17 protein-coding genes and 1 pseudogene are annotated in these 22,822 nt (G+C 72.1%); 7 read left to right on the top strand and 11 right to left on the bottom strand.

Features of this window, described 5'->3' with window-relative positions:
* Positions 1–49 precede the first annotated feature (49 nt).
* Positions 50–556 (bottom strand): annotated as a pseudogene (locus tag IH48_RS36970) (methyltransferase domain-containing protein); the annotation flags it as partial.
* A 389-nt stretch (positions 557–945) separates the two neighbouring features.
* The gene (locus IH48_RS0111190; protein ID WP_030902429.1) at positions 946–1,839 is read right to left on the bottom strand and encodes a LysR family transcriptional regulator; all 894 of its coding nucleotides are present in this window, start codon (positions 1,837–1,839) and stop codon (positions 946–948) included.
* 101 nt (positions 1,840–1,940) lie between these two features.
* Here IH48_RS0111190 and IH48_RS0111185 point away from each other — a divergent pair, with 101 nt between their 5' ends.
* Positions 1,941–3,053, top strand: a complete 1,113-nt coding sequence (locus tag IH48_RS0111185) for an alcohol dehydrogenase catalytic domain-containing protein (RefSeq protein WP_030902428.1) — start codon at positions 1,941–1,943, stop codon at positions 3,051–3,053.
* Between the two features lie 15 nt (positions 3,054–3,068).
* On the opposite strand, the gene IH48_RS0111180 is transcribed toward IH48_RS0111185, so the two are convergent.
* Positions 3,069–3,896 (bottom strand): neprosin family prolyl endopeptidase, encoded by an 828-nt coding sequence (locus IH48_RS0111180; RefSeq protein WP_030902426.1) that lies wholly within the window; start codon positions 3,894–3,896, stop codon positions 3,069–3,071.
* Between the two features lie 199 nt (positions 3,897–4,095).
* Between IH48_RS0111180 and IH48_RS0111175 the strand changes: the two genes are divergently transcribed.
* Positions 4,096–5,487, top strand: coding sequence for a helix-turn-helix domain-containing protein (locus IH48_RS0111175; RefSeq protein ID WP_051839544.1), 1,392 nt, complete (start codon positions 4,096–4,098; stop codon positions 5,485–5,487).
* Positions 5,488–5,510: 23 nt separating this feature from the next.
* Here IH48_RS0111175 and IH48_RS0111170 read toward each other — a convergent pair whose 3' ends face one another.
* Positions 5,511–6,098 (bottom strand): TetR/AcrR family transcriptional regulator, encoded by a 588-nt coding sequence (locus IH48_RS0111170; protein ID WP_030902422.1) that lies wholly within the window; start codon positions 6,096–6,098, stop codon positions 5,511–5,513.
* An 86-nt stretch (positions 6,099–6,184) separates the two neighbouring features.
* Between IH48_RS0111170 and IH48_RS0111165 the strand changes: the two genes are divergently transcribed.
* Complete coding sequence (locus IH48_RS0111165) at positions 6,185–7,129, top strand: aldo/keto reductase (protein WP_030902420.1); 945 nt, start codon at positions 6,185–6,187, stop codon at positions 7,127–7,129.
* 39 nt (positions 7,130–7,168) lie between these two features.
* Here IH48_RS0111165 and IH48_RS0111160 read toward each other — a convergent pair whose 3' ends face one another.
* From IH48_RS0111160 to IH48_RS0111150, 4 genes are all read right to left on the bottom strand, one after another.
* The gene (locus IH48_RS0111160) at positions 7,169–9,625 is read right to left on the bottom strand and encodes an excinuclease ABC subunit UvrA (protein WP_030902418.1); all 2,457 of its coding nucleotides are present in this window, start codon (positions 9,623–9,625) and stop codon (positions 7,169–7,171) included.
* A gap of 100 nt (positions 9,626–9,725) precedes the next feature.
* The gene (locus IH48_RS0111155; RefSeq protein ID WP_030902417.1) at positions 9,726–10,826 is read right to left on the bottom strand and encodes a winged helix DNA-binding domain-containing protein; all 1,101 of its coding nucleotides are present in this window, start codon (positions 10,824–10,826) and stop codon (positions 9,726–9,728) included.
* Positions 10,823–10,978, bottom strand: coding sequence for a hypothetical protein (locus IH48_RS36200; RefSeq protein ID WP_158710275.1), 156 nt, complete (start codon positions 10,976–10,978; stop codon positions 10,823–10,825). The genes IH48_RS0111155 and IH48_RS36200 overlap by 4 nt, the downstream gene beginning before the upstream one ends.
* Before the next feature lie 87 nt (positions 10,979–11,065).
* Positions 11,066–12,109, bottom strand: coding sequence for a LacI family DNA-binding transcriptional regulator (locus IH48_RS0111150; RefSeq protein ID WP_030902414.1), 1,044 nt, complete (start codon positions 12,107–12,109; stop codon positions 11,066–11,068).
* A gap of 300 nt (positions 12,110–12,409) precedes the next feature.
* Here IH48_RS0111150 and IH48_RS0111145 point away from each other — a divergent pair, with 300 nt between their 5' ends.
* From IH48_RS0111145 to IH48_RS0111135, 3 genes are all read left to right on the top strand, one after another.
* A complete protein-coding gene (locus IH48_RS0111145) occupies positions 12,410–14,233 on the top strand; it encodes a glycoside hydrolase family 35 protein (RefSeq protein WP_051839542.1) in 1,824 nt (607 codons plus the stop codon).
* A gap of 118 nt (positions 14,234–14,351) precedes the next feature.
* Positions 14,352–16,229, top strand: a complete 1,878-nt coding sequence (locus IH48_RS0111140) for an RICIN domain-containing protein (RefSeq protein ID WP_420705467.1) — start codon at positions 14,352–14,354, stop codon at positions 16,227–16,229.
* Between the two features lie 516 nt (positions 16,230–16,745).
* Positions 16,746–17,096 carry a CrcB family protein gene (locus IH48_RS0111135; protein WP_051839540.1) on the top strand — a complete coding sequence of 117 codons (351 nt, stop codon included), beginning with the start codon at positions 16,746–16,748 and terminating at the stop codon, positions 17,094–17,096.
* Here IH48_RS0111135 and IH48_RS0111130 read toward each other — a convergent pair.
* Together IH48_RS0111130 and IH48_RS0111125 are read right to left on the bottom strand one after the other, a co-directional pair.
* Positions 17,089–17,859, bottom strand: coding sequence for a class I SAM-dependent methyltransferase (locus IH48_RS0111130; RefSeq protein WP_030902402.1), 771 nt, complete (start codon positions 17,857–17,859; stop codon positions 17,089–17,091). The two genes, IH48_RS0111135 and IH48_RS0111130, sit on opposite strands and share 8 nt — an antisense overlap.
* 32 nt (positions 17,860–17,891) lie before the next feature.
* The gene (locus IH48_RS0111125) at positions 17,892–19,400 is read right to left on the bottom strand and encodes an FAD-dependent monooxygenase (protein WP_267885308.1); all 1,509 of its coding nucleotides are present in this window, start codon (positions 19,398–19,400) and stop codon (positions 17,892–17,894) included.
* Positions 19,401–19,479: 79 nt separating this feature from the next.
* Here IH48_RS0111125 and IH48_RS0111120 point away from each other — a divergent pair, with 79 nt between their 5' ends.
* Positions 19,480–20,130 carry a TetR family transcriptional regulator gene (locus IH48_RS0111120; protein ID WP_037841475.1) on the top strand — a complete coding sequence of 217 codons (651 nt, stop codon included), beginning with the start codon at positions 19,480–19,482 and terminating at the stop codon, positions 20,128–20,130.
* Positions 20,131–20,266: 136 nt separating this feature from the next.
* Here the strand turns inward: IH48_RS0111120 and IH48_RS0111115 are convergent, their stop codons facing one another.
* Positions 20,267–22,729, bottom strand: a complete 2,463-nt coding sequence (locus IH48_RS0111115; protein WP_030902393.1) for a beta-L-arabinofuranosidase domain-containing protein — start codon at positions 22,727–22,729, stop codon at positions 20,267–20,269.
* Positions 22,730–22,822: the final 93 nt, after the last annotated feature.

The raw sequence follows: 22,822 nt of genomic DNA, 5'->3' as shown, positions 1-22,822 counted from the left end.
CACTGGTCGTCACGAGGCGCGAGCCGTCGTCATGTGGTCGGCGCGTACGGGGGATCCGGTGGACGGAGATGTGTGAGCGCGAGTCCGCGGTGAACGGGGCGCCGGTCCAGTCCGCGTGCCTGCTTTCCAGCTCGGATCCGGCCGGCCGGGCCATGAGGTCGAGTTCGGACGGCCAGGTGGCGGCCCTGCCGGGTGGGAGCGATCGAGCTCGGGTACCCAGAGCACGATTGCGAACCGCCCTCCGGGCTCCAGGTGCCTTGCCGCGTTCCTGAAGCACTGGACCTGCTCGTCCTGGGTGAGCAGGTTGGCGATCGTGTTGTGGACGAGGTGGACCAGCGTGTACGTGCCGGGTGCGGCGCTGGTGGCCATGTCGCCCATGACCACGGGGATCGTGGCCTCGTCGACCTTGGTGCGGAGCGCTCCACCATCGGCAGTGACCGTTCGATGCCGGTGACACGTCCGCGGTCGGCCCCAGGACCTCGGGGGCGAACATGCCGGTCCCCGGCGTGTCGTGGCGGCGGGCGGCATCGCTGTCCCACAGTCTCTCCTGCTGCATTCCGCCCACGCTCGCCCGTCGGCGCGGGCGTTGTCCTCGGGTACTCGATGAACGTTCCGAGTTGGGCGAATGCCCAGGAGCGCCGCCGTGCCCGCTGGTTCTTGTCGGCCGCAACCCGCCGCCGGATACCGGGCGAGGGCGATGAGCTTCTTGGCGATGATGTGGTTGCGCTGCGTGGCGTACCGGGCATCCTTGCGCCGATTGCGCTTGAGCGCGCGGACATCGGACTGGTCGCCGTCCTCGCCGTCCCCGTCTTCGCCGAACGCCGCATCCACACCCCGGCGCAGGCCCGAGAAGCCCTCGACGCGGGTGCCTGGGGCGTCGTGGGCACCGCCTTCGCGGCCCCCAGGTGGATCACCGCGCGGTTCGCCGGAGCCCTCGGCGTAGCGTCATGTGCCCGAGGCGATCGCCCGTGTGACCGCCGTGACCGCGGGCGTGGGGTGGCCGGGCAGGCGTGCGACGAGGACCCTGCGGACCTCGGGGGGCACGCCATCGACATGCAGCAGGGCCACCCCGGGCGGCAGCACGGACGACATCCCCGACGGCACCGTCGTCACGCCGAAGCCGCCCGCGACCAGTCGCAGCTTCGTCAGCCAGTCGCGGGCGGAGTGGGCGATGTGCGGACGCCCCGGCAGGCCCGGCCAGACGCCGAGCAGCGGCTCGGAACGCGACGAGGCGGTGGCGATCCAGTCGGCGTCGACCAGCTCGTCGACGTGTACCGAGGTGCGGCCCGCGAACACACCGGCCGCGGGTGCGGCCACGACCAGTTCGGTGTCCTCGACAGTCTCCATGTGCAGGCGCGGCGACTCGCCGTCGGACGGCCGGTGGGGCGGCCTCGACGTCAGCACCGCGAGATCGATCGAACCGGCGCGCAGTGCACGGATGAGGCGGGGGGTGGTGCCCTCGGTCGTCTCGACCGTGACCTCGGGGGACGCCTGTGCGAGGTGTCCGAGCGCGGCGGGCAGGAGCACGGCGCCCGCGCTCAGGAACATGCCCAGCCGTACCAGTTCGGTGCGCGGGGCCGTGCCGGAGAGATCACGCTCGGCGGCCGCGACGGAGTCCAGGATCGTGCAGGCGTGCCGCAGCAGCACGAGGCCGGCGGGGGTCAGCCGCACCCCGTCGGGCCGCCGTTCGAACAGGGCCGCGCCCGCGCTGCGTTCGAGAGCGGCGGCCTGGCGTGAGATCGCCGACTGGGTGTAGCCGAGCCTGGCGGCAGCCGCGGTGAAGCTGCCGGACTCCGCGATCTGCCGCAGGGCGCGCAGTCCCTCACTGGAGATCTCCATGCGATGTGAGCATACCGGGGATGCCGGATGCTCGCTTCCCGCATGGCTGTCGCGCTCGTAGCGTTGACCTCGGAAACACGGAACAAGACGGAGGTCTCCACGTGCGCGCAGCAGTTCTCGCGAAGTTCGGTGCACCGCTCGAGGTGCGGGAGGTGCCGGTACCCGAGGCGGGGGGCGGCGAGGTGCTCGTCGAGGTGCTCGCCACCTGCGTGCTCCCGTATGCGGCCGAGATCTTCGGCGGCGAGCGGAACTATCCCCTCGTGCCTCCCGTCGTGCCCGGCATGGGCGGGGTGTGCCGGGTCGTCGGCATCGGCCCGGACGCCACCCGGCTGCGCCCCGGCGACCTGGTGTGGTGCGACTCGACGGTACGTTCGAGGGACGACGCGCTGACGCCCGACATCACGCTCCAGGGCTGGAGCTCGCGCGGCGAGGGCGGGGCGAGGCTCGCCCGGCACCTGCACGACGGCTCGTTCGCCGAGTCCATGCGTGTCCCCACAGAGAACGTTTTCCCCCTGCCCGCCGCAGCCGGGGACGACCCGGCGCGCTGGGCCGCACTCGCCGTGTACGGGGTCCCCTACGGCGGGCTGCTCGCCGGCCGCCTGGAGGCCGGAGAGACGGTGCTCGTCAGCGGGTCGACCGGCAACTTCGGCAGCAGCGCGGTCGCGGCCGCGCTCGCGATGGGGGCGGGCCGGGTCGTCGCGCCGGGCCGCAACCGGGCGGTGCTCGACCTGCTCGCCGACCGGTTCGGCCCACGGGTACGCACGGTCGAGTTGTCCGGCGACGAGGCGGCCGACCGCGCGGCGATGTCGGACGCTGCCGACGGCCCGGTCGACCTGGTGATCGATCTGCTCCCGCCGAGCGCGCCGAGTTCGGCCACGCGCGCGGCCGCCATGACCGTGCGCGAGTACGGCCGTGTCGCCCTCATGGGCGGCGTCGGCATGCTCGGCGGCGACGACCTGGCGCTCCCGTACCCGTGGATCATGCGCAACTCGATCACCGTGCGCGGGCAGTGGCTGTATCCGCGGGCGGCGAATGTCGGCCTCCTGCGGATCGCCGCATCGGGCGCACTGGACCTGGCCGCCGAGCGGGTGAGGACGTTCGCGCTGGACGACGTCAACGACGCTGTCGCCCATGCCGCGGCGCACGGCGGGCCCTTCGACCGTACGGTCCTCACCCCCCGGGCCGGCGCCGTCCGGGCGGCGACTTCGCGGTGATCTCCCGGGACCCGGTCAGCAGGCGCCGGTGCCGGGACCGCCCAGGCGGAACGAGTTCCTCTTGACCTTGCCGTAACCGTAGTACTGCGGGCTGCTGGCGGTGACGGTCAGTTGCGGCTTGTCGGCGGCGGCGTACAGGCGGAAGTCGCCGATCGACGAGGCGTGCTGATCACTGCCCGGCCGTCCGTTGCCCATATCGGTGCACGAGGGGCTGTCGGTCTCGTTCTCGGCCACCTCACCGAACGCGGTCACGACCTGCGCGCGCTGGTAGGTGCCGTTCCACAGGGAGCCGGGGAAGTAGCCGACCTTGGTGTGGTTGTACAGGATCCACCAGTCGCCGTCGATGTTGCGGATGGCGAAGTCGGCCTTGCGGCCGGCCTGGAGGGGCATGCCGGCGGTGATGGTCTTGGAGACGGGCACGAAGCCGCAGCCGTTGTAGCAGGACGTCTGGCCGTCGACCCAGTGGTAGACGAACAGGTGCGGTTGCCTGTCGCCGTTGAGCTCGGGGTCGACGGTCCAGCCGACTTCGACGGTGGACTGCTGGGCGGTGTCCTGGAGCGAGAGTTCCTGCAGGGAGTGCTCGCCGGTCTGGGCCGGGTTGACCTGCGGATCCGCGACCTCCATGCGTATGGAGGCGCCTGCGGTGTCGGTGTGCTGGCGTCCGTAGACGTAGTCGAAGCAGGCGCCGAACCAGCAGGTGGGCCCGGTCGCGGCCGTCCCCGCTGCCGAGGTCGGCGGCACGCTGGGGGCCGCGGCGTCCGCCGCTTGTGCGGACGGCGAGAACAGCGCCAGGGCGCCGGCCGCCGTGGCGAGTGCAGCGGCGAGGGACATGGATCTGCGCATGGTCGGGCTCCTGCTTCCATGAGAGTGCATGTAAGTTGAGAGATAATTAGACTTACATGGCGAGTTAAACTAGGCCTCGCATACGAGGTCCGCAAGCCCTGGCGGGCAGTCACTTGACATCGCTTCGAGCAGCGGGGCCTGTGGTAGGACTGGGCCCGGCCCGTCGATCGGGCAGTGAGGCGGGGGAAGGAAGGCGGCCATGGCCGGTGGCGGTACGGGCGAAGGTGCGCACCGTGAGGCACGCCGGATCGGGGAACGCGTCCAGGCTCTGCGTACCGGGCAGCGGCTGACCCAGCGTCAGCTTGCCGAACCGAAGTACACAGCGGCCTACGTCTCCACCGTCGAGGCCGGCAAGGCCCGGGCCTCGGAGACCGCCCTGCGCTACTTCGCGGTCAAACTCGGTACCACCTATGACCAGTTGACGACCGGAGTGCCTGCCGGGCTGCGAGCTGAACTGCGCGAGGGACTGGCATCCGCGAGCGATCTGATGGCGGGCCCGAGCGGCAGCAGGGCCGAGCCGCTACTGGCCGGCCTGATCGAGCGCGCCGGACACCACGGAGTGCCGGACCTGGAGTCACAACTGCGGGTGGCGCTGGGCCACTGCCTGCTGCGGCGCGGCGCACTGGCCGAGGGACGCGCACAGTTCGAGCGCGCACAGGGCCTCGTGGCCGACGAGCCGCTGCCCCGGCAGGTGCCGGCCGTGCGCGGGCTGGCCACGGCCCACCAGCTGGAGGGCGATGTGCGCTTCGCCTGCTACCTGCTGGAGAAGACCATCGACGAGCTCAACGCCCAGGGGCTTCCCGACCCCGAGGCGCTGATGCTGCTGTACGCCACGGTCATCACCCCGTACATGGACCTGGGCGCTCACGAACGCGCCGCCAAGGCAGCCGTCCTGGCCCTCGACCTCGCGCCGCGCGTCAGTGACCCGGTCGCCGTCGCGGGCCTGCACCGCTCCGTGGCCCGTACCCTGATCGCCGGCGGCCGCTACGACGACGCGGAAACGTATCTGGCCAAGGCGCAGGAGTTGTACCGGCGGCGCGACATCCACTCCGAACTCGCCCAGTGCCACTGGATGAGGGGCTACCTGCACACCCAGCACGGCAGGCTCGCCGAGGCCGAGGACGAGCTGCGTACCGCGCGCGAGATGCTGCGCACCACCGGCGGCAGCTTCTACGCCGCGCAGGTCGAGGTCGAACTCGCCGACGTACGCCGTCGACGTGGCCACGACAGTGACGCCGAGCAGCTCCTGAACACTCTGCTCGAAGGACTCGGGCCGGGGCACGGCGCCGTGCACGCAGCCGCGGCTCACCGGTTGCTCGGCCTCATCCACCAGGAGCGGGGCGAAGACGGCGCCGCGGAGCGGCACTACAAGGAAGCCATCCCCCTGCAGGAAGAAGCCGAGGTCAGCGGCGACCTGGCCGACACCTCCCGGCTGCTCGGCGACCTCCTGCACGCCCAGGGCCGCACCGAGGAGGCCATCGCCGTCTACCGGAGAGGCCTGGCCCGCCTGTCGCGCCCCGGGACGGTCACCCTCGGTCCCGCGCCCACTCCCCCGCCGCTGCACCCCATGGCACGCGCCCCGGAACGCTGAACGTCAGGACGCCGAACGGTGTGTCATCGGCCGGGTCGCGGGCGGACCGCGTCGACGACGAGGTCGAGGAGGCGTTTCGTGCGGTCGAGGCTGTCGCCCGCGGCCGTCGCGAGGAACACGCCGAGGAGCATCGTGGTGACGTCCTCCGCCTCGACGTCCGCGCGGAGTGTGCCCTCACGTGCCCCGGCTTCGAGGATCGTCGCGATCGCGGCGGTGACGCGCTCCCGTGTGGTCGGCGTCGCGATCCGTCCCGAGGCCCAGCCGGCACGGAGGGTGTCGACCATGCCGCGTTTGGTCGCGACGAACTGCGCGTAGCGGTCGGTCCACGCGCGCAGCGCGACGTCGGGCGGGTGCTCTTCGAGCAGGGCGCCGGCGCTCGTGGTGACGTCGTCCAGCTCGGCGGCGTAGACGGCCTCCACCAGTGCCTCACGGGTGGGGAAGTGGCGGTAGAGCGTGCCGATGCCGACTCCCGCGTCGCGGGCGATGTTCTCGAGCGGGACGGTGTCGTCCGCCGCCGTGAAGGCGGCCCGGGCCGCGGACAGGAGGTTCTCGCGGTTGCGCCGCGCGTCCTTGCGGAGCGGGCGTGCTGGCGTCGATTCCGGCGGAATCAAAACGGAGGCACCTCCGGTAGTGCTACAGTCGACTTAACGGAGGTTCCTCCGCTTCCCCTATCATCTCACGTGTCAGGAGTTCTGTGATGACCACCGGCACCCCCTCCTCCCCCGGCACCACGGCCTCGGGCGCCGCACGCCCAGGCGGCCCCGGCCTGATCGCCGGCCGGACCGTTTCACGCGTCGGCTACGGCGCCATGCAGCTCGAACGCGTGCGGGAAGGCCGCGCCGCGGCCGTCGCGCTGGTGCGCCGCGCGGTCGAGCTCGGCGTCGACCACATCGACACCGCCCAGTTCTACGGCGACGGCCTGTCCAACGAGGTGCTGCGCGAGGCGCTGCGCCCCGAGGACGACGTGCTCGTCGTGAGCAAGGTCGGCGCCACGCCCGACCCGGGCGGCCCCCGCCCGCTGCGCCTCGCCCAGCGGCCCGAGGAATTGCGGGCGAGCGTCGAGGACAACCTGAAGAGCCTCGGCGTCGAGCGCGTCCCCGTGGTGAACCTGCGGCGCACGGACATCGGGCCGGGGATCCGGGCCGAGGGCGACCAGGTGGTCGGCCTCGACGACCAGCTCGCGGTGATGACCGCGATGCGCGACGAGGGCAAGATCGGCGCGATCGGCCTGAGCAGTGTGTCCGCCAACGTGCTGCGCCGGGCGATGCCCGCGGGCATCGCGTGCGTGCAGAACAGCTACAGCCTCATCGCCCGCGAGGACGAGGAGATCCTCGCCCTGTGCGCCGAGCAGGGCATCGCCTGGGTACCGTACTTCCCGCTCGGCAGCGCGTTCCCCGGGTTCCCGAAGGTGACGGACGAGCCGGCGGTACTCGCCGCCGCGCAGTCGCTCGGCCGCAGCCCCTCGCAGGTCGGCCTGGCCTGGCTGCTGCACCACTCCCCGAACGTGCTCCTCATCCCGGGCACTGCGGACACAGGCCATCTGGAGGCGAACGTCGCCGCCGGAGCCGTCGCGCTCGACGACGCGACGCTCGCCGCGCTCGACGCCGTACCGTCTCGCTCCCAGGACGTGCCGCTCGGCTGACACGGCGCGCCTGCTCGCGGCAGACTCGGTGATCCGCGCTCAGGCGCCGACGTAGGCCGCCAGGTGCTCGCCGGTGACGGTGGAGCGCGCGGCGACGAGGTCGGCGGGTGTGCCTTCGAAGACGACGCGGCCGCCATCGTGGCCCGCGCCGGGACCGAGGTCGACGATCCAGTCGGCGTGGGCCATGACCGCCTGGTGGTGCTCGACCACGACGACGGTCCTGCCCGAGTCGACGAGGCGGTCGAGGAGCGCGAGCAGCTGCTCGACGTCGGCGAGGTGCAGGCCGGTGGTCGGCTCGTCGAGTACGTGGACGAGCCGGTCGCCGCCCTTGTCCCCCAGGTGGGTGGCGAGCTTCAGCCGCTGGCGCTCGCCGCCGGACAGCGTGGTCAGCGGCTGCCCGAGCGTCAGGTATCCGAGACCCACGTCGGTCATCTGCCGCACGATCCGCTGGGCGGCGGGGATGCGCGCCTCGCCGGAGCCGAGGAACTCCCCGGCCTCGGCCACCGACATCGCGAACACCTCGCTGATGTCGCGGCCGCCGAGACGGTGTTCGAGCACGGACGCCTGGAAGCGCTTGCCCTCGCACTCCTCGCAGGTGGTGGCGACCCCGGCCATCATCGCCAGGTCGGTGTAGACGACGCCGGCGCCGTTGCAGTTCGGGCAGGCCCCCTCGGAGTTGGCGCTGAACAGGGCCGGCTTCACGCCGTTGGCCTTCGCGAACGCCTTGCGGATCGGGTCGAGCAGCCCGGTGTACGTGGCGGGGTTGCTGCGCCTCGAACCGCGGATGGCGCTCTGGTCGACCGGCACCACGGTCATGCCCCGGGCCGGTGGCCGGCGGACGAGGGACCCGTGCACGAGCGAGCTCTTTCCTGAGCCGGCGACTCCGGTGACGACCGTGAGCACGCCGAGCGGGATGTCGACGTCGATGTCGCGCAGGTTGTTCGCGCTCGCGCCGCGGATCTCGAGCGCGCCGGTGGGCGTGCGCACCGTCTTCTTGAGGGCCGCACGGTCGTCGAGATGGCGGCCCGTGAGCGTACCGCTCCCGCGCAGCCCCGCGACGGTGCCCTCGTAGCAGATGGTGCCGCCGTCGCTGCCGGCGCCGGGTCCGAGGTCGACGACGTGGTCGGCGATCGCGATGACCTCCGGCTTGTGCTCCACGACGAGGACCGTGTTGCCCTTGTCCCGCAGCCGCAGCAGCAGGCCGTTCATCCGGCCGATGTCGTGCGGGTGCAGGCCGATGGTGGGCTCGTCGAAGACGTACGTGACGTCGGTGAGCGGGGAGCCGAGGTGGCGGACCATCTTGACGCGCTGCGCCTCGCCGCCGGACAGCGTGGCCGACGCCCGGTCGAGCGAGAGGTAGCCGAGCCCGATCTCCACGAACGAGTCGAGGACCCCGCGCAGCGCGGCCAGCAGCGGCGCCACGCCGGCATGGTTCGCATCGCGCGAGGATGACGGCGCTTCGCCGAGGGCGCGCACCCAGGCGGCGAGATCGCTGATCTGCATCGCGCAGGCGTCGGCGATGCTGGTGCCCTCGATCCTCGACGACCTGGCCGCCTCGCTGAGCCGGGTGCCGCCGCACTCCGGGCACGCGGTGAAGGTGACCGCCCGGTCGACGAACTCCCTGATGTGCGGCTGCATCGACTCGCGGTCCTTGGCGAGGATCGACTTGCGCACCCGCGGGAGGAGCCCCTCGTAGGTCATGTTGATGCCCTCGATCTTCATCCTCACCGGTTCGTGGTGGAGGAAGTCGCGCGTCTCCTTCTTTGTGTAGTCGCGGATCGGCTTGTCCGGGTCGAGGAGGCCGGACGCACTGTAGAGCCGGTAGTTCCAGCCGCCCGCCTTGTAGCCGGGGACGGTGAGCGCGCCTTCGGCCAGCGACTTGGAGGCGTCGAAGAGCTGGGTGAGGTCGATGTCCGAGACCGAGCCGCGGCCTTCGCAGCGCGGGCACATCCCTCCGGTGACGCTGAAGCTGCGGCGCTCCTTGACCGTCCGGCCGCCGCGCTCCATGGTGACCGCGCCCGCCCCGCTGATGGAGGCGACGTTGAAGGAGAAAGCGTTGGGCGAGCCGACGTGCGGCCTGCCGAGCCGGCTGAACAGGATCCGCAGCATGGCGCCGACGTCGGTGGCCGTGCCGACCGTGGAGCGTGTGTCTCCGCCCATCGGCCGCTGGTCGACGATGATCGCGGTCGTCAGCCCTTCGAGCACGTCGACCTCGGGGCGCGCCAGAGTCGGCATGAAGCCCTGCACGAAGGCGCTGTAGGTCTCGTTGATCAGCCGCTGCGACTCGGCGGCGATCGTGCCGAACACCAAGGAGCTCTTGCCCGAGCCCGAGACGCCGGTGACCACCGTCAGGCGGCGCTTCGGCAGCTCGATGCTGACGTCCTTGAGGTTGTTCTCCCGCGCGCCGTGCACGCGGATCAGCTCGTGGCTGTCGGCGGCGGGCGGCACGGCCGGCTGCGTCTGCGTGCCGGTGGCGCTGTCCGTGGACCTGGCCATCGTGTCTCCCTCTCTCAGGCGGCGCCGTACCGGCTACGAGGCGGGGCCCGGTCGGCCGGCTACGAGCCTAACCGGCGGTCCCGCCGTGCCGGGCACACGTTCAGCGGGCAGGAGCGGCGATCTCCACGCGGTCGCTTCCGTGGTCGGAGAGGAAGGACGCGAGCGCCCGCCCCTCCTCTGCCACGGCGTCGCGTTCGCCCGGTGACCAGCGGCCGAGCGGTGTGACGGCGACGGTGCCGGCCTCGACGCTCCAGGTGGCGGCGACCCTGCCGTCGACCAGGACCACGCGGGCGCCGGCGACCGACAGGCCGCGGTGGGCGTCATCGACGATCCGGCCGCGGTCCTGGTAGCCGAGGAGCGCGTTGTCGTACGCCGGCAGGAACCGCACCGGGGCGGGCGTCGCGGGGTCGGGCCGCGGCGCACCGGGCAGGTCGAGCAGCTCCCGGCCGCGCTCGTCGCGGAAAGCGACCAGTTCCTCGCGGATCGCGGCGACCGCGGCCGGCAGCCCCGCCAGGCCGCACCACGCGCGCAGGTCGGCCGACGCGGCGGGTCCGAACGCTGCCAGGTATCGCCGCACCAGCTGCCTGCCGACCGCGTCGGTGCCGCCGCGGTCGGGTGGGTCGACCTCGCGTCCGAGCCAGGAGGAGAGCGGGACGTTGCGCACCGCGCCCTTCGTGCGCCACAGGCCGCGGGGTGGCTGCTGGGCCATCGGGATGAGTGCGGCGACCAGCATCTCGCCCAGTGCCCGCGGCCCCGGCGACGGCCAGCGGCCGGCGAGCTCGCGTGCGAGTGAGGTCATCGAGCGGGCCTCGCCGTCGGCCATGACCGCCCGCCCGGCGGCGGCGAGTTCGTCGAGGTCCACTCCGTCGAGCTCGCGGCGGTAGGCCCCCAGCACCCTCTGGCGCAGCATCGTGTCGTGGCGCGATCGCCAGGCCAGGGCGTCCTCGGCGGTGACGAGGTGGACGGTCCGGCGCATGAGGTGGGTCCTCACCACGCGCCTGCCGGTCAGCAGGTCCGAGAGCGCGGACGGGTCGAACCCGCGCAGCCGCGACCAGAGTCCGGTGAAGGGTTCCTGCGGCTCCTGGGCCTGCAGGCCGCCAAGGTGCGCGACGGCGTCGAGGACGGGTACGTCGGCGCGGTCGAGCAGCAACTGGCGGGCGAGCGTGGCGCGGCCCAGGGCGCGGGTGCTGAGAACGGTCATCGTGTCACCGCCGCGCACGCGTGCCGGTCCTCGGACTCGGGCTCGGGCCCGCCTGCGGGGGCGGTGTTGACGCCGCCCGGCGCTTCGGGCGGGCCTGGCCGCACTGCCGCGTCCCTGCCGGCGAGCCGGCCGCTGCGTGTCCTCACCGTCACGTTTCCGCCTTCCTTCCGTGCGACCGCGCATCGCGGTCGTCCCGTTCGAGGGACAGGCTCTCAGGCACAGCGGTCAGGATGTGTCCGCTACTGGTGCGGGACGGGGGCCCGGGAGGGCGGCGCGGTGCTCGCGCGTACGACCAACCGCGGTTCCACCGAGGCCGGTTCCGGCAGTGCGCCCGGGTCGGCGAGGTGACGCAGCAGGTGCGCGACGGCGAGCGCGCCCATCCGGGCGAAGGGCTGGGCGACCGTGGTCAGCGGTGGCGAGCAGTACTCCGCGAGTTCGATGTCGTCGGTGCCGACGACCGAGATCTCCTCGGGGACCCGTCTGCCCAGTTCGCGCAGTGCCCTGATCACCCCGAAGGCCATCTCGTCGCTGGCCACGAAGACCGCTGTGGCGTCCCGGATGCGTGCCAGCACGAGGCCGCTGCGGTAGCCGGAGGCCGGGGACCAGTCGCCTTCCAGCGGTGGTGGGACGGGGCGCCCCGCGGCCTCCAGCGTCGCGCGCCAGCCGTCGCGGCGGCTCGCGGCCTCCAGCCACTGGCCCGGGCCCGCGATGTGCCAGACGGTGTCGTGCCCGAGGTCCAGCAGGTGCCGCGTCGCGAGGCGGGCGGCGAGTGTCTGGTCGATGGCGACGACCTCGGTGGCGTCGGTACGGGATCCGTCGATGGCGACGGTGGGCGTGGAGCGGGTGAGCTGCTCGATCCGTTCACTGGTGTGGATGAGCGGCACCGACAGGATGACGCCGTCCACGCCCTGGTCGGCGAGGCGGGACAGTGCGCTGCCGATGGCGGAGGTGTCGAGGGAGGCGGTCGTCGCCGTGCTGACGGCGTACCCGGCGGCCCTGGCCGCGTTCTCGATGCCCGAGGTGACGGCCGCGCGCGAGTAGAAGTCGGTCTGGAGAGTGACCACGCCGATGGTGCGGCTGCGTCCTGAGGACAGCATGCGCGCGGCGTTGTTCCTGCGGTAGCCGAGTTGGCCGACCGCCGCCAGGACCTTCGCGCGGGTCTTGGCCTGCACGTTGGGGTGGTCCGACAGGACTCGCGACACGGTCTGCGCCGACACCCCGGCAACCCTGGCGACGTCCGCCATCCCGGGCGGCCGCTCCCCGCCGTCACTGCGCTTCGCCATGGGTCCCTTGCTCGTCCACTCGTCGGATGCGTCGGTCACTCGGATAGGTGGAAGCCCCATGATATCGCCATCATGCATGTCTCGCTCCATGGTTGAGGCGTGCTTTGTTCGGCACTCCCACTCATTGGCATCGATAACATTCTCTGCAATAGTTCAGCCGTCAGCACCCAGGTCCGAGGCCGGGAGATCAGCTCATTGCCGCAATTGCCGGAGTAGCGGAAGTCCGTCGTCCCCCCTCGTGGTCGCCTTTTTCGCCCTGCGTCGCATCCGGCGTGCGGGCCTGACCGCCGGAGCCGTCAAGTGACCGCCCCACTCCCAGCGTCCGCCGCACCCGCCGAGCACCCGGCGCCCGCGCTCACCCGCTCGGGCGGCGTGTTCCTGCGTGACGGCCGGCCTCACCGCATCCTCGCCGGCTCCCTGCACTACTTCCGCGTCCACCCCGATCACTGGCCGGACCGCCTGCGGCGAGTGGCAGCGCTCGGACTCAACACCGTGGACACGTACGTCCCGTGGAACTTCCACGAGCCGTCGCCCGGCCGGGCGCGCTTCGACGGCCGGCGCGACGTGGCACGGTTCGCCCGGCTGGCGCAGGAGGAGGGCCTCGACGTCATCGTGCGGCCTGGCCCGTACATCTGCGCCGAGTGGGACAACGGCGGGCTGCCGACCTGGCTGACGGGACGGCCGGGCATGCGCCCACGCACCTCGCATGCGCCCTTCCTCGACGCGGTGGGGCACTGGTTCGACGAGCTCCTCCCGCGCCTGGCACCGTTGCAGGCCGCGAGGGGCGGGCCGATCGTGGCGATGCAGATCGAGAACGAGTACGGCAGCTACGGCGACGACGAGGCGTACGTCCGCTGGGTGCGCGACGCCCTGGTCGGCCGTGGCATCACCGAACTGCTCTACACGGCCGACGGCCCGACTCCCCTGATGCTCGACGGCGGCACACTCCCCGACGAGCTGGCGGCCGTGACGTTCGGCTCGCGGCCAAGGGACGCGGCGGCGCTGCTGCGCTCGCGGCGCCCCGGGGAGCCCTTCCTGTGCGCCGAGTTGTGGGGCGGATGGTTCGACCACTGGGGCGAGAAGCACCATGTCAGGTCGGCCGGCAGCGCGGCACGCGCCATGGAAGGCGTCGTGGCGGCCGACGGGTCGGTGAGCCTGTACATGGCGCACGGTGGCACGAACTTCGGGCTGTGGGCCGGCGCCAATCATGACGGTGCGGCCATCCGGCCCACCGTCACCAGCTACGACTCCGACGCGCCCATCGCCGAACACGGCGCGCTCACGCCCAAGTTCTTCGCCCTGCGCGAGAGGCTGACCACTCTGAACGGTGTCCCCGCGCCACCGCCGCCCGCCGATCCACCGAGGCTGGAGCCGCGGACCCTGCCGGTGACGCGCGGCGCGGCGCTGCTGGAGGCGCTGCGGACCATGTCAGAGCCGGTGCACGCGCCTGGCCCGCTCAGCTTCGAGGAACTCGGCCAGTCCGCGGGCCTGGTGCTGTACGAGGCCCGGCCGCTGCTGCCGCCCGGCGAGCACGAGATCACCGTGACGGGCCTGCACGACCGCGCGCAGGTATTCGCGGACAGCCGGCCCGTCGCCGTGCTCGACCGCGAGACCGCGGCGTTCACCCTGTCGGGCAACGGGACGCGCGTACGGCTCGAGTTGCTGGTGGAGAACCAGGGACGGATCAACTACGGCCCGCTGCTGGGCCAGGGCAAGGGCATACTCGGGGGCGTACGGGTGGAACGCCGCCTGGTGCACGGCTGGACCATGTACAGGCTGCCACTGGACGAGTGGGCGCCGCAGGACACGGCACGCGCCGTGTCCTCAGCGCCGCCTGGCGGCACGGCCGGATTCGCGACCGCCGACCTGCACGTCACGGAGGCCGCCGACACCTTCCTCGCCCTGCCCGGATTCACCAAGGGCTTCGTCTGGGTGGGCGGCAGCCTGCTCGGGCGCTACTGGGACGTCGGACCGCAGACCGCGCTCTACCTGCCCGGACCCTTCCTGCACACCGGGCACAACACGCTCACCGTGCTGGAGCTCGAACGGCGCGGCGACCACCTCGCGCTCCTCGACGGCCCGGAGCTCGGCCCGGCCGAGGAGTACGTCGAGACGTTCGGATGACGGCGGGGACGCACGAAGGCCCTGCCCGGCAAGCCGCCCACCCGTGCCCGGCCGACGCCGGGCCGGCACCGCACAACGAGGGGCCGGCGCGGCCCCCTGCGAAGGAGAAGGAGTACCTGTGGCAGTTCAACGCAAGACACTGCTCGGCACCGTCGTCGCCACGGCCCTGACCCTGGTGGGCGGCATGGCGGTCACGCCTCCCGCGTCGGCCGCCCCGTCCGGCCCCTCCCCCACGTACACCGTCACCGTGGGCGCCAAGGGCACCTGGAGCAACCCCGACGACACACCGGCCGCCTCCTACATCGACAAGGACGGCACCTTCTACTACCAGCAGTCGCACTCCCTCTACGGCGCGACCGCGAGCCGCCAGTGGAACTTCTTCACCGGCGGCGACTTCGACACCGCCACCCGCTCCAGCGCGATCAGCGACGCCGCCGACCCGGCCGATCCGCAGGACAGGAACAACGACACCACCTCGCGGTGCAACAACAGCCCGACGGGCAAGGAGGCCACCTTCCCGCCCGCGGGATCGAGCTACTCGCAGCGCAACTTCTGCGACCTGGCAGGCGTGTGGGTCGATCCGGACACCGGCGACTGGTACGGCCTGGTGCACAACGAGTTCACACCGCAGCCGTTCGGCGACGGCATCCACTACGACGCGATCGACTTCGCGCTCTCCACGGACCAGGGCAGGACCTGGACCATCAAGAACCATGTCATCACCTCGCCGTACAGCACCGTGCGGGGCGACAAGGACGCCTTCCCGCAGCAGACGTACTACTACGGCGACGGCGACCCGCGGCTGTTCGTCGATACCGCCTCCGGGTACTTCTACGTCTACTACGGCTCGCGGGTCGTGGAGAAGGGCGGCACCTGGAAGGCCTTCCAGGCCCACGTCGCCCGTGCGCCCATCTCCGCCAAGATGGCGCCCGGCTCGTGGCACAAGTGGTACGACGGCTCCTGGTCGCAGCCGGGGGTGGGCGGCAAGGAGAGCAACATGGTGCCGGTCGGCGCCGGCAGCACCACCGGCTACACGCCCACGGCCAAGGAGTACGACCCGCACAACAGCGGCACGGTCAGCCAGCAGGTCGCCGCGGGCACCATGCCGCCCACGTCACCGCTGTTCGTCATGGACATCACCTACGACGCCTATCTGGGGCTGTACATCGGCGAGCCGCAGGCCGTCAACCAGGACGGCTCGGAACCGCAGCACTACTACGCCAGCCGCGACCTGTCGACGCAGAAGTGGTTCCCGATCGGCGACACGGGCAGCGGCTACACCACGGCGTCCTGGTACCGCTGGTTCCTCGACGGCACGAACAGGACCAGCTCAGCGATCGTCGGCAGGACGTTCCGCTCGTACTGCTCGTTCGGCTGCTCGGACGGCTCCTCCAGCGAGTACGTGAACGTCACGATCGGTTCGTCCGCGCCCGCCGCGCCGGTGAGGTCCGGCGGGACGTACCGCATCGCGTCGGGCGACGGCCGGTTCCTGGCCCAGGCTGCCCACGGCTCCGCCACCACGTCACGGGCCTGGGCCACCGGTTCCGGCCATGACGCGTGGACGTTCGCGCCGGACGGGGACGGTTCGTACCGCATCACGAACGCCGCCACCGGCGGGCTGCTGGGCGTCGACTCGACCTCCACGGCGGGCCGCGCCTGGGGCGCGAGTCCCACCGTGACCGCCGCCCCGTCCGCAGGCCCGACCGTCGGGCAGCAGTGGTTCGTCATTCCCAGCACGCCTGCGGGCAAGGGATCCGCGAGGACGTACCGGCTGGTCAACCGGTACAGCGGCCTGGTGATCGGCCTGTCGTCGCACGCCGGCCGGCTTGCCGAGACGACGCCGGTGCGTTCCTGGACCGACACCAGCGGCAGCAGCGTCGGCGGGGCGCGCACGGCGGCGGAGCAGACATTGACGCTCACGCCGCAGCCGGCGGCGCACGGCCGTGGCCACGGTCATGGCCGTGGCCAGGGAGGCGGTTCGCTCGCGGGGCGCTAGTGGCCAGTCACACGCCTCGCGCTGCTCGTCGACGACCGGGTCCGGCCGCGGGCTGCAGGCCGATCCTCGCCGTCGACATCCTGGACCAGCGGCTCGGCGGCCCCGTCGAGGACACCACCCTGAACGAGGGCACGGACCTCGCGGCGCTCGCCGCCGACGGGACACGAGGCCTGGAGTACGAGCCGCCGCGGCGCCGCTGTTGGCGTTGCCGGGTGGCGCTCACCTCTGCCGCAGCCGGAGTCGTTCGCCGCTCTGTCCGTCGAGGCGCGGGACGGAGACCCCGGGTCCACGCTCAGGCTGTACCGCACGGCACCGCGGCTGCGCCGCGAGCCGGCCGTGGGCGGCCCGCGCTGCGCCCTCGGCACCGGGCCTGACCCCGTGGCGCGGCACGCCGAACGGGTGGCCGTTTGGCCCGTCCGGTGGGGCGCGCGGACCACTGCGCAGTGGCGGGCGCCCGCCGGCCGTGGGCAGCGCTATGGTCCGGCGGCCTGCTGTCGCCACCACGGGGAGGCCCCGATGCCGCTGCTCCTGACGCTGTTCGGCGCTCTCGCCGGCGGCTCGCTGCGCTACGTGACGGAGAAGGGCCTGCAGACGCGCCTGCGGCGGCCCGGCCGCGGGGGCCCGTTCGCGCTGAACTTCCTCGGCTGCCTGCTTCTTGGCGCGCTGTCGGGCTGGGCGTACCGGCAGGGCGCGGGCAGCGCGACGACGGCTCTCGGCGCGGCGATCACGCTGTTCAGCGTCTGCGGCTACGAGACCGCCCGGATCTTCCGCACGGGCCGGCGCGGCATGGCCCTGGCCGAGGCGGTGGCGGGCTGGCTCGTCGGGCTGATGGCGTCGGCGGCCGGGGTGTTCCTGGTGGTCAAATGAGTCCGCGGCGCCGACGCGCGAGGTGGACGGTGATGTCCGCGTCGACCTCGACCGTCCCCGGCAGCACCCCCAGGATCTCGCGGAACAACTGCTCCCGCTGCGGGCCCGGCAGCGCGAGGTAGGCCGAGACGGTGGAGAGATGGCCGACGTAGTCGCGTGCGGTCATCGTCAGCCGCCGTTCGATCACCGACTGCCGGACGTCGGTGAACCATGCGGACCTTACGAGTTCCGTTCCCGGCCACTGCATGTCCGACGACGGAGACGTGCCGTCCGGGGACGGGACGTCGTCGCTCTCCAGAAACGGCGCCCTCGCCGCACGCACCCTTTGCGCCACGGCCGCATCGGCGAGCCCGACCGGCCCGCCGAACGACGCGAACACGCCGCCCGGCTCCAGCAGGGCCGCCACCCGCGGCCATCGGCCCTCCCGGTCGGTCCAGTGCAGGGACGCCGCGGCACAGACCAGCCCATGACGCGCGTCGGGCCGCACCTCCTCGAACGCGGCCCGCACCGTTTCGACGTTCCCGGGGACGTGTTTGCGCAGTTCGGCGAGCATGGCGCCGTCAGGATCCGTCGCGGTGATCCTGATACCCCGTCGGGCGAAGAGGCGGGTCGCCTTCCCGGTCCCCGCACCGATCTCGAGGGCGCTTGCCACGGGACGTCCCGCGTAAGCCATCACCGTGTCACAGAGTTCCTCGGGATACCCGGGACGGAACCGCTCGTACGCCTCGGACACGGCACCGAAGCTCAGGGCACGAGAAGGCATGCGGGCATCCTGACACGAGCCGCGCCACCGGATCAGCTCAGTTTCGCCAGGTGGTGCGCGATGGCGGTTCGCAGCAAGTCGCCGCAGGCCGCGTCGGCGTCGGTGGCCCAGCAGACGTAGCCGTCGGGGCGGACGAGCAGGGCGGCGGCGCCCAGGTCGTCGGCGCAGGTGGCGCGGACGAGATCGACGCGCGGCGGGAGGCCGGGATCGGCGGGGACGGTGCCTGTGAGGTCGAGCAGGACGGCGTGCCCGGACCGGAACAACGCCGACAGTCGGGTGGGGCCGTCGCCGGTCACCAGGTCGGCGTCCGGGACGCGCTCCCCGGTGAGCGGATGGTCGCCGGGCAGGTCGTAGCGCAGCGACAGTCCGGACATCAGCCCCGCGAGATGGCGGTTGGTGTCGGGCAGTCGCAGGAGGTCGGTGACGATGTCGCGGAGGGCGGCCACGTCCTCCCCGGGATCCGGGTGGGCCAGGACGCGCTGTGCCGAGGTGTGGTGCAGGACCAGCGCCCCGGCCGGGTGCCGTTCGGTGTGGTAACTGTCCAGGAGGCCGCTCGGTGCCCGGCCCTGGATGACGGCAGCCAGTTTCCAGCCGAGGTTGAAGGCGTCCTGTACTCCGAGGTTGAGGCCCTGGCCTCCCAGCGGCAGGTGGATGTGCGCGGCGTCGCCCGCGAACAGGACTCGGCCCGCGCGGTAGTGCTCCAACTGGCGTGTGGCGTCGGAGAACCGGGAGGAGTTCTCGACGGCGGCGAGTGTTGTTCCCTGGCCGTAGACGGCCTTGAGCGCGTTGCTCACCTCGTCGTGGGTGACGGGGACGTCGCGGCCGGTTTCCGGCTGGTTCGCGTGTCCGAAGGTGAATCGGTAACGGTCATCGCCGAGGGGTACCAACATGGACCAGTACCCCGCCGCGTGCCGGGTCAGGGTGCTCATGTGGCCCATCTGCCGCGGCACCAGCGGCGTCACGGCGGACAGCCGGATGTCGGCAAGTGCCGCCTGCCTCGTTCCCGGCCTGCCGGGGAACGGCAGGCCGAGCAGCCGCCGGATCGTGCTGTGGCCGCCGTCGCACGCGGCGAGGTAGCGCGCCCTGGCCCGGAGGCCGCCTGCCGTGACGAGTACGCCGTCGTCGTCCGACTCGACCTGCGAGACCGCGGCGCCGCGCAGGACCCTCGCCCCGGCGGCGACCGCCCGCTCTTCGAGCACCTCCTCGATCTCCCACTGCGGGACCGTGAGCGGGAAGGGGTGCCTGGTGCGCCAGGGGGCGCAGTCCAAAGGCACCGGCAGGCCGGCGAAGTGCCCTCCCACAGGGTCGCGAGGCACGGCACGCTCCAGCAGCAGTTCCAGGAGCCCGCGGAGCTCGAGCAGTTCCGCGGTGCGTGGCTGGATCGCGCCGCCCTTCACCTGCTCGATGCGCTCGGGCAGCTTCTCCAGCACCAGGGTCTCGACCCCGGCAAGGGACAGTTCGCACGCCAGCATCAGCCCGGTCGGGCCGGCACCCGCGATGACGACGTCGGTCGTGGTTTCCGTCAGCGTTCCTGTCAGCACTGTCGCTCCGCCCCATCTCTCGACTCGGAGCAAATGTATACCAGGTGCAGAATTACCCTCGTCGCAGGGATTTGCTAGGGTGGAAGCCGTGGACAGCAAGCCAGGCCTGCGGGAACGCAAGAAGCAGCGAACCCGCGAGGCCATTTCGCAGGCGGCAATCGCGCTGTTCCTCGAACACGGCTTCAACCAGGTCTCGGTGGCTCAGGTGGCCGAAGCCGCCGAGGTGTCCAAACGCACGCTCTTCGCCTACTTCCCGGCGAAGGAGGACCTCGTGACGCACCGTCTCGCCGACCACGAGACGGAGATCGCGCGCGTGGTGCGGGCACGACCGCCACAGTCGGCCCCGCTGGCCGCGGTGCGGGACCACTTCCTGCGGGGGCTTCGCGAGCGCGACCCGATCACCGGGTTGAACGACGTCCCCGAGGTGCGGGCGCTCCACCGGATGATCCTCGAGACACCCGCGCTGGTGGCCCGGATGGAGCGGTTCAAGGCAGGTGCCGAGACCGCGCTCGCCAAGGCGCTGCGCGAAACGGCGGACGCTGCTGAGCTCACCGCGCGCCTGGCCGCGGTCCAGATCGTCGCGGTCCAGTGGGCGCTGGCCCAGGAGAACGCCGCGCGGCTCGCATACGGGGAGGAGGCCGACGCGCGCTGCGCGGGCGCGCTGGCTGACGCGTCGTTCGCGTTCGGGCTCCTGGAGAACGGCTTGCGCGATCTCGCCGCGCACCGGTGACGCGCTGCCCGAGGAGTGCCCGGGCGATCTGGCGGGTGCTCCGGGCGATCACCTCGGGGTCGTCCGCGTCAAGGGCGGCTCCTTCGACGCACCCCGCCGCGGCCCGGACATGGTGCCCGGGCCGCGGCGGTGCGGGTCAGGCGCCGCGGACGCGCCAGGCCAGCAGGCCGCCCGAGACGCCCGGCCGCAACCGAACCGCGAGCCGCAGAGCCGTGGTGCGCACCGTGTCGAAGCGGGCCTCGTTGAAGCTGTCCTTCGCCACGCCGTAGGCGGTCGCGCCGGTCACGGGGCGGAAGGTGCCGGAGCCGTCCAGGTACTCGACGGACCAGCCGGCCGGAACGCGGCAGGCGCCGTGGCCCGTGTCGTCGTACCAGTAGACCGAGACGCCGCTCGCCCTGATCGGCTCGTCCCACGTGTAGGCCACCCACTCGTCGGTGCCCGTGTGGTCCCACCAGGTGAAGCGCGGCAGGTCCTGGTCGTAGGAATCGGTGGGCTCGGCCGGGCCGTTGAGCACGAGCGCCTGCGGCTCGTCGACCCCGCTGAAGGACGCGGTGCAGGATGCCCAGGGCGTGGCCGCCGCCCCGGTGCCGGCGGTGGGGAACGACGTGACGCGCAGCCGTGCGGCCGCCGACGGGACGAGCGTGAGGACCTCGGTCCGCTCGCTGGTACGCACGGGGCTCGGCTGCAGCGGCGTGACCACGTCCTGGTCGTCGGCCGTCCAGGTGGGCACGCGGCGGCCCCTGGCGCGCAGGCGGATGGGTGTGCTGCCGGCCGTGAACGGGTTGGCGGCCGTAGCGCGGGCGTGCTCCACGTGGAACGAGCGGTCCGGGTGGGCCGCGTCGACGTCGAGTGCGTAGTTCCACGCGGACCCCGGGCGCACCTCGTACTCGGGCCAGTCGTCCGTACCGGCGAACCGCGACCACTGCTCGTCGATACGCAGCGAGTAGGTGAGCGGTCCCCGGTCGACGGAGACGGAGTCGCGGTTGTCGTGCCAGGTGCGTACGCGCACGTCCATCGGCAGGCGCAGTTCGACGCGGTCGTTGTGGTGCCAGTCGCGTTCGAGGACGAGGTACCCGCCGGTCCTCCTGGCGTGTGTGCCACGGCCGTTGACTTTCAGCGACGGTGCGGAGCACCAGCCGGGAACCCTCAGGTACAGCGGGAAGCGGACGCTCCTCGGCGTGGACAGGGCGATCGACACCGTCTCGTCGAAGGGATAGCCGGTGTGCTCGGTGAGCGTCACCGAGGTGCCGCCGGCGACCTTGGCGGTGACGGCGGACTCGCCGTACAGGGAGGCGCACAGCCCGCCGTCCCGGCTCGCGAGCCACATCTCCTCGGCGTAGTACGGCCACCCCATGCCGTAGTTGTGCGGGCAGCAGCGGTACTGGTGGATGCCGGGCATGTACGCCTGCATCGCGAAGCCGTTGTCGAACTGCCCGTGGGACTTAGGGACGTTGTCGAGCTGGATGCTGTTGGGCGCGGTGATGTAGTGCGTGCCCTTCTGCTCGGGGTCGAAGGCGGCGGGCAGCATGTTGACCGCGAGCTCCTCGCAGCGGTCCGCCCAGACCGAGTCGCCGGTGATGCGGGTGAGCATCTGGTGGCTGTGCATGTATTCGACGATGCCGCAGGTCTCGAAGCCCTGGCGCGGGTCGTGGTAGCCGCTTCTTGCGTTCTCGTCGCCCGCGAAGCCACCGCCGGCGAACTGCCCGTACCTGCCCATCACCGTGTCGTACACCCGATAGGTGGCGTCCTTGAAGGACCGGTCGCCGGCGAGCACACCGTACTGCGCGGGTTCCCGGAAGCCCTGGGCGAGGTTGACGTTGTGCCAGGTGGGGATGGAGTGCGTGTAGTCGGCGCCGTTGGTGTGCATGTCGTGCACGAGGTCGAGCAGCCAGCTGTCACCGGTGCGGTTGTAGAGCCAGTAGGCGGTGTCGATGGTGTCGCCGCACCTCGCGGAGCCCCAGCCCTGCGAGAACAGCGTCGGCGGCTGCTTGTGCAGGAAGGCGAGCCAGCTGGTCAGGGCGGGCACGACGCGCTCGTCGCCGCTGTACTCCTGCCAGGTGCGCAGCGCGTCGAGGACGGGCATGTGCGGCCAGAAGTCCACTCCGCCGTTGAGCGCGGTGCGTACGGACGTGGGCCCGAAGAAGCCGTCCGACTGCTGTGTCGCCAGGATGCGGTCGATCCACGTCCTGGTCAGTTCCAGCGTGGCAGCGTGGCCCGTGACGTAGCCGAGGTCGCCGAACCCGCGCAGCCAGTAGGGCAGTTCCTCCCAGCCGGGCTTGTCGGGGACGGACCAGCCGCTGGTGGTGAGGCCGAGGTAGTCGGAGACGTCGGGCATGCGCCCGTTGAGGCCCGCGATCTGAAGGTCGAGTTGGGCGCGCAGCCACCCCTTGGGAGTGATGCTGCCGGGCGGCAGCCTGAGGAACGGCTCGCTGGTCAGCGGGGCCTTGTTGGCGGTGTACTGGGGGCCGGCGCCGCCGCTTCGCGTGGGTACGGGGCCGGGCGGGGCGGCCGCGGAGGCGGCGGTCAGGTTGACGGACCCGGCGAGCGCGGCACCCGACGCGACGGCGGCGGTGCGGTTCAGGAACGAGCGTCTTTCCACGGTGTGTCCTTCCTCGCTGCGCGGGCGGGCACGGCGGCTCCGTGCCTGCGCGCACGGTGTTCGGTCACGTTCGGGAAGACGCGGACGGGCCCG

It is taken from the genome of Streptomyces sp. NRRL F-5126, assembly GCF_000721265.1.
GTDB lineage: Bacteria > Actinomycetota > Actinomycetes > Streptomycetales > Streptomycetaceae > Streptomyces.
The sequence above is the reverse complement of the archived record's forward strand: the minus strand, read 5'-3'. Positions and strand labels throughout refer to the sequence as shown.